Annotated in this window: 5 protein-coding genes and 1 pseudogene; all 6 read left to right on the top strand. The window is 59.9% G+C overall.

Translation table 11 applies throughout. From position 1 onward, the window contains the following. Window positions 1-200 (top strand): annotated as a pseudogene (locus VIM98_RS13265) (ABC transporter permease); the annotation flags it as partial. 11 nt (window positions 201-211) lie between these two features. Further along, the gene (locus VIM98_RS13260) at window positions 212-1,447 is read left to right on the top strand and encodes an ABC transporter permease (protein WP_331993585.1); all 1,236 of its coding nucleotides are present in this window, start codon (window positions 212-214) and stop codon (window positions 1,445-1,447) included. 42 nt (window positions 1,448-1,489) lie between these two features. After that, window positions 1,490-2,791: an ABC transporter permease gene (locus tag VIM98_RS13255; protein ID WP_331993584.1), complete on the top strand. Its 1,302-nt coding sequence runs from the start codon at window positions 1,490-1,492 to the stop codon at window positions 2,789-2,791. 8 nt (window positions 2,792-2,799) lie between these two features. Further along, window positions 2,800-4,023, top strand: a complete 1,224-nt coding sequence (locus VIM98_RS13250) for an ABC transporter permease (protein ID WP_331993583.1) — start codon at window positions 2,800-2,802, stop codon at window positions 4,021-4,023. 17 nt (window positions 4,024-4,040) lie between these two features. Continuing rightward, the gene (locus tag VIM98_RS13245) at window positions 4,041-5,357 is read left to right on the top strand and encodes an ABC transporter permease (protein WP_331993582.1); all 1,317 of its coding nucleotides are present in this window, start codon (window positions 4,041-4,043) and stop codon (window positions 5,355-5,357) included. Between the two features lie 2 nt (window positions 5,358-5,359). Further along, window positions 5,360-6,565, top strand: coding sequence for an ABC transporter permease (locus VIM98_RS13240; RefSeq protein WP_331993581.1), 1,206 nt, complete (start codon window positions 5,360-5,362; stop codon window positions 6,563-6,565). The last annotated feature ends 146 nt before the right edge of the window (window positions 6,566-6,711 follow it).

The raw sequence follows: 6,711 nt of genomic DNA, 5'->3' as shown, positions 1-6,711 counted from the left end.
TTGGATTGATATTCACCGCCACAGGCATGTTCGGCGTGGGGCTCATTTTTACGCCGCAGATAGCCCAGCTGGCGCATCTCGATCTGAGCCTGGTCGCCTTGACCTTGCTGGTGGCCATAGTCGCCACGGTCGTTGCAGCGTTCTACCCGACCTGGAAGGCGGCGCAGGTACAGCCCGCCTGGCAGCTGAAGTCGAATTGAGGAAGATCCTTATGCTACAGATCCGCCCCATTCTCACTGCGCTGCATCGCCACAAGGCCGGCACCGTGTTGATCGCCCTGCAGATCGCATTGACGCTGGCGATCATCTGCAATGCTTTCTCGATCATTCAGCAGCGTCTTTCGCATCTATCGCAACCCACCGGCGTGGACGAGGCCAACCTTATTGTCGTGAACAACGAATGGGTTCAGCCGATGGGAACACAGCAGGTCGAGGCCCAGGTCAATGCCGATCTGGCAGCACTGCGTCAGATTCCCGGCGTACGGGAGGCTACGATTTCCAATGCCTACCCGTTGCGCGGCAACGGCTGGGATGACTACATCATGCTGAAGCCCGACCAGGTGAAGAAGACCACTTCGACGGCGTTGTTCTTCTCTGACGAGCATTTCATCGATACCGTCGGGACCCGTTTGATCGCCGGTCGCAACTTCCGTCCGGACGAGATCGCCGGCATGGATGTACGCGACAAGCTCGATCCGCCTTCGGCTATCGTGACCAAGGCATTGGCCGACCGGCTTTTTCCTGGCGGTTCGGCATTGGGAAAGACCTTCTACCTGGACGGTTCGAATCCGACGGTCATCGTCGGTATCGTCGATGTCCTGCAGCCGCACAGCGTCGACCGCTGGGCCGCTGCATTCGCGTCGCAAACGACGCTCCTGCCGCGCCGGCTATTGTCCGACTGGGGCAACTACTATCTAGTCCGCGCCCAACCCGGGCAGAGCGATGCAGTCATCGGCAAGCTGGCCAAGACGCTGATGGCGCAGAACCCGATGCGCATCATCAATGGCGATTACGGCATCAAGAAGTTTTCGCAGATTCGTCAGGAGGCCTACGATCGCGATCGCGGCATGGCCGTCCTGATGGGTATTGTCTGCGTCGTCCTGCTATCGATCACCGCAGCGGGTATCGTCGGTTTGACCAGTTTCTGGGTGGGGCAGCGCCGCAAACAGATTGGCGTGCGACGTGCATTGGGCGCGACGCGCGGAGATATCCTCAATTATTTCCTGACCGAGAATCTCCTGATCAGCGGTGGCGGTGCGTTGCTCGGGATATTGCTGGCACTTGGCCTGAACCTCTGGTTGGTGACGCGCTTCGAGATGCAGCGCTTGCCGACGATGTATGTGCTGTCGGGCGTGATCGTTCTGCTGCTTCTCGGCCAGGCAGCGGTACTGGCCCCAGCCATGCGTGCGTCCAAGGTTTCGCCGGTCGAGGCGACGCGCTCGGTCTGATGACGATTCCGCTATTTGCGCTTAAGTGGGGGAAGGAACTCTATGTTCGGGTATTACCTGGATCTTGCGTTGCGCAGTCTGAAACGCAACCGCATGTTGACGGCCTTGATGGTCCTGGCCATCGCATTGGGTATCGGAGCGAGTATGACCACGCTTACGGTGCTGCACGTGCTATCGGGCGATCCATTGCCACAGCGCAGCGGGTCGCTGTTCTATCCCCAGATCGACCCTTTCTCCCTGGATGGTTATGAGCCGGGCAGGCCGCCGGCAGAGCAGGTCACCTGGATCGACGGAATGAACTTGTTGCATGCGGCGCGCGCCGACCGCCAGGCCCTGATGACCGGGGGCGCCGTGCCGATACAGCCAACGCAGTCGGCGATCGATCCCTTTTATACGGACGCCCGCTACACCACTGCGGATTTCTTTGCCATGTTCGACGTACCTTTTCAGTACGGGCATGGCTGGACCGCGCGCGAGGACGATGCCAAGGCACGCGTGGTGGTGATCTCCAAGCTGCTCAACGACAAGCTGTTTGGTGGCAAAGACAGCACGGGCCAGACGTTGCGCATGAATGACATTGGATTCCAGATCGTCGGCGTGCTTGGCGATTGGCGTGTCAACCCGCATTTCTACGATCTGAACGTTGGGGATTATGCCGAAGCCGAGGATGTCTTCTTGCCTTTGACGACCTCGCGCGACGGCAAATTGCCTTTGATGGGATCGACCGATTGCTGGGGTAGTGGCGGCGACGCCGACCACTTCGAAACGGCTCCTTGCGTATGGATGCAATTCTGGGTGCAACTGAATGATCCGGCGAAGGTGGCGTCATACAAGGAGTTTCTGGTGCATTACTCGCAAGAGCAGAAGCGCCTGGGACGCTTCGAGCGCGAACCCAATGTGCGCTTGATGAATGTCATGCAGTGGCTGGACTTCAAGCAGGTGGTGCCTGGCGATGTGCGTTTGCAGACCTGGCTTGCACTGGGTTTTCTGCTGGTCTGTCTGGTCAATACGGTGGGTCTGATGCTTTCCAAGTTTCTGCGGCGCGCGGGCGAGCTGGGCGTGCGGCGTGCGCTTGGCGCTTCCAAGCGCGATGTCTTCATGCAGCTTCTGGTGGAGTCGAGCATGATCGGTCTTGCCGGAGGTGTGGGCGGGTTACTGCTTGCCTATGGGGGGCTGTGGCTGGTGCGTCGCCAACCGTCCAGCTATGCCTCGCTGGCTCATCTGGATATCAACATGTTGATGCTTACGTTCATGCTGGCCGTGCTCAGCGCCGTCTGTGCGGGTCTGCTGCCCGCCTGGCGTGCTTGCCAGATCGCGCCCGCCCTTCAACTGAAGAGTCAGTGAGGCCGTTCATGGATATTCTGCCGATTCTATCGACGCTGCGGCGGCACAAGATCACCGCTACATTGTTGATACTGCAGGTCGCCTTGACATGCGCGATCGTTTGCAACGCAGTGTTCCTGATCGCTCAGCGCATGGAACGCATGCACATGACCAGCGGCGTGGCCGAACAGGAGCTCGTTCGCGTGCGCCTGGCGAGCATCGGTGGCACGTCCGAAGAGAAATATCCCCGCGATTCGGAAGACGTGGCTTTGCTGCGGCAGATCCCGGGCGTTACTGAGGTTGCATCCGTCAACGAGGTCCCATTCGGTAATGAATCGAACAACACGGGTATCAAGACCGATCCGAATCAAAAGAAGTCGGCGCTCAATGCGACGACCTACTACGGCACCCATATCGCTGAAACTTTAGGCGTGCAACTTGCCGCCGGGCGGAACCTGAGGTCCGATGAATATGTGGACCTGAACGTCGTCACGAGCGCGTTGTCCAAAGGCGACGACAAGGCCCTGCCCAAGTCGATCGTGATCACCCAGGCTGTGGCCGATCGCCTTTGGCCGGGACAGAATCCCCTGGGCAAACCGATCTACTTCGACAAGACGCCGCTCTATGTGGTGGGCGTTCTGAAGGATCTGGTCAGGCCGGCGATCTGGAACGATGCCTATGCGAAGTATTCGCTGATCATGCCGGTTCGGGTGGCGGACGGCCAATACCTGATCCGCACCGTGCCAGAGGATCGGGATCGCGTCTTGAAGGCGGCGGTGGAGAAACTCAAGGCTGCCGATCCCAATCGAGTGATACTCAAGAAAGACACGATGGAAGATATCCGAGCGCGTTTCTTTCAGGACGACCGCGCCATGACCGGCCTGCTGGTCGGCGTGTGTGTCGCTCTGCTGGTGGTCACGGCGCTAGGCATTGTCGGCCTGGGCAGCTTCTGGGTAGCACAGCGTCGCCGGCAGATCGGTGTGCGGCGTGCGCTGGGAGCCACGCGTGCCGATATCCTGCGCTATTTCCAGACCGAAAACTTTTTGCTGGCTACGATGGGAATTGGTCTGGGCATGGTGCTCGCCTATGGCATCAACCTGTTCTTGATGGTGCATTACGAATTGCCGCGGATGCCCGGTTTCTATCTGCCGATCGGAGCATTGGCGTTGTGGACCGTGGGGCAGGTGGCTGTACTTGGGCCTGCGATGCGCGCGTCGGAAGTCCCTCCTGTTGTGGCAACCCGAGCCGCTTGAGAAGGAGAGACCCAAGCATGTTTGGTTATTACCTCGAACTGGCACTGCGTAGCCTCAAGCGGAACCGTGTGCTGACCGTCCTTATGGTGGTCGCCATTTCGGTCGGGATCGGCGCGAGCATGACGACGATGACGGTGATGTACCTACTCTCGGGCGATCCATTGCCTGGGCGTAGTTCGCATCTGTATTACCCGCAGCTCGATGCGGAGACTGGCAAGAGCATGGTGCGCAGCCATCCGGCCGACCTTCTTGACTACATCAGTGCAAGAGATCTCTGGAGCGGCCACAAAGCCACGCGGCAGACGATGGTCGCCGGAGCCATTGTCAAGCTGCAGCCGGAGCAATCCAGCAAACGGCCGATGATGATCGAAGCGTTGGCGACGACCAGCGACTTCTTTCCCATGTTCGATGTGCCTTTCAAGTACGGCGCCGGTTGGAGACCGGAAGACGAAGAAGCGCGCGCACGCGTGGCGGTGATCGATGCCGATCTCAACCGGCATCTGTTTGGAGGCGCCAATAGCGTCGGACAGACGATCCGCATTGACGGTAACGACCTGCGTATCGTCGGTGTATTGGATAAATGGCGTCCGTCGCCGCGGTTTTATAGCATCGCCGGTGGGCACGCCGCTGCTGATACGAGCGATTTCTACAAGCCGCCGCAAGGAGTGATGATGCCCTTGCCCACCGCCCTGGATGCGCAATCGCAATTCGACTGGTTCAACTGCTGGGGCGATGTCGACCTGAAGCACATGGACGCCGCCAAGTGCGAATGGGTCGGATTATGGGTGCAATTGGACAGCCCGGCGCAGCGCACCGCCTACCGCGAATATCTGGCGCATTACGATGCCGAACAGCGCGCCTTGGGGCGTTTCGACCATGCTCCGAATATTCGGATGATGTCGCTGATGGAATGGCTCGACTTCAGCCGTGTGGTGCCGCAGGACGTGCAGCTGCAAACGTGGCTGGCCTTCGGGTTCCTGGCCATATGCATCTGCAATACGGTCGGCCTGTTATTGGTCAAGTTCCTTGGACGTAGCGGGGAAATCGGTATTCGCCGGGCCATGGGAGCGTCGCGTCGCGACATCTTCATGCAATGCCTGGTCGAGGCCGGTACGGTGGGGGCGGTAGGAGGACTGGGCGGTCTGTTGCTCTCCTGGGTCGGGCTTTGGCTGGTGCGACAGCAAAAGGTGGCCTATGCGGACCTTGCCACGCTCGATCCGGGCATGCTCGTGCTGACGCTCATGCTCGCGATCGGTGCCAGCATGGCGGCAGGCCTGTTACCCGCGATCCGCGCAAGTCGCGTTCCGCCAGCTCTGCAAATCAAGGTGACTTGACGATGGCTATTCATGTCAAACCCATTCTTGCCGCGCTGCGACGTCACCGCATCGCGACCATGCTGATCGGCCTGCAGGTCGCGCTGGCGTGCGCGGTACTGTGCAATGCCTTGTTCATGCTGAGCAACCGCCTGGATCTCATGCGGAAGGCATCGGGCGTGGACGAGACGCATCTGGTCGTGTTGACACTCAAGAGTAATGGTAAGGATTTGCTTCCCGATACGCTTTTGCGTATCAAACAGGCGCTGCGCGGCATTGCCGGTGTGGAGTCGGTGAGTATGACCAACGCGGTGCCATTCACCGCGCAGACGGGCGAGATGGGATTTCGCAGCGATATGGACGATCCGCGTTATAACCATGAAGGTCACTTCTACGTGGCCGACAACGATTTCGTCGCGACCATGGGGTTGCATCTGGTCGCCGGCCGCTGGCTAGGCGATGCGGAGGAGGCGCGCTCGGACACGTTCCTGCCTTCCGGGCCATCTATCCTGATGACAGGCTCGTATGCGCAAAGCGTGTGGCCAGGAAAAGCGCCGCTCGGGCAGGTGCTGTACACCGATGGCGCGCAGCGGCAGGTGGTCGGCTTGATCGGCGACTTGATAAGGCCCAATCCAGAACCGACGGCCTTGTACAATACAGCGCTCATCACCGGAGAGCAGGTAGTGGGAACGGTCTTCGTGATGCGTACGGAGCCGTTCAATCGGGACAAAGTACTGCGCGCGGCGATCGATACAACGGAGCGCCTCGCTCCGGAGGTCGTGATCGACGAGACTTATACCGATACGCTTAGCGCGTTGCGCGATGCTTACTTCGCCAGCACACGCGCCATGGCAGGGATTCTTTGCGGCATTATTGTGGCGATGATGCTCGTCACGGCGCTGGGGATCGTCGGCCTGGCGAGCTTCTGGGTGCAGCAGCGCCGCCGGCAGATCGGCATACGCCGGGCGATCGGCGCACGGCGCAGCGATATCCTGAGCTATTTCCAGACTGAGAACTTCCTGATTGTCGGCGGCGGTATCGCTGTGGGCATGGTTATGGCGTTCGTGCTCAACCTCGTGCTGATGCGCTTTTACGAAGTTCCCCGCATGCCGCTTGCCTATCTGCCGGTCGGCGCCGTCGCACTCTGGCTATTGGGCCAGGTCGCGGTGTTCGGCCCGGCGCTACGTGCTTCGCGGGTGCCGCCTGTGGTGGCGACGCGTTCGGTCTGAGAGTGCGGTAAAGTCGGTAGCCGGCGTGGTCCGTAAAGGGCGAGGCCGGCTACTTTGAGGCCAGTAAAGCGGAAAGGCGCGCCGATTCGGTCTTCTCCGGCAGTTTTCCCTTTACGCTCTACCGGTCGTCCAGTTATGGGCCTCCT

The sequence above is a fragment of the Dyella sp. genome (assembly GCF_036568765.1).
Classification (GTDB): Bacteria; Pseudomonadota; Gammaproteobacteria; order Xanthomonadales; family Rhodanobacteraceae; genus GSA-30.
The sequence above is the reverse complement of the archived record's forward strand: the minus strand, read 5'-3'. Positions and strand labels throughout refer to the sequence as shown.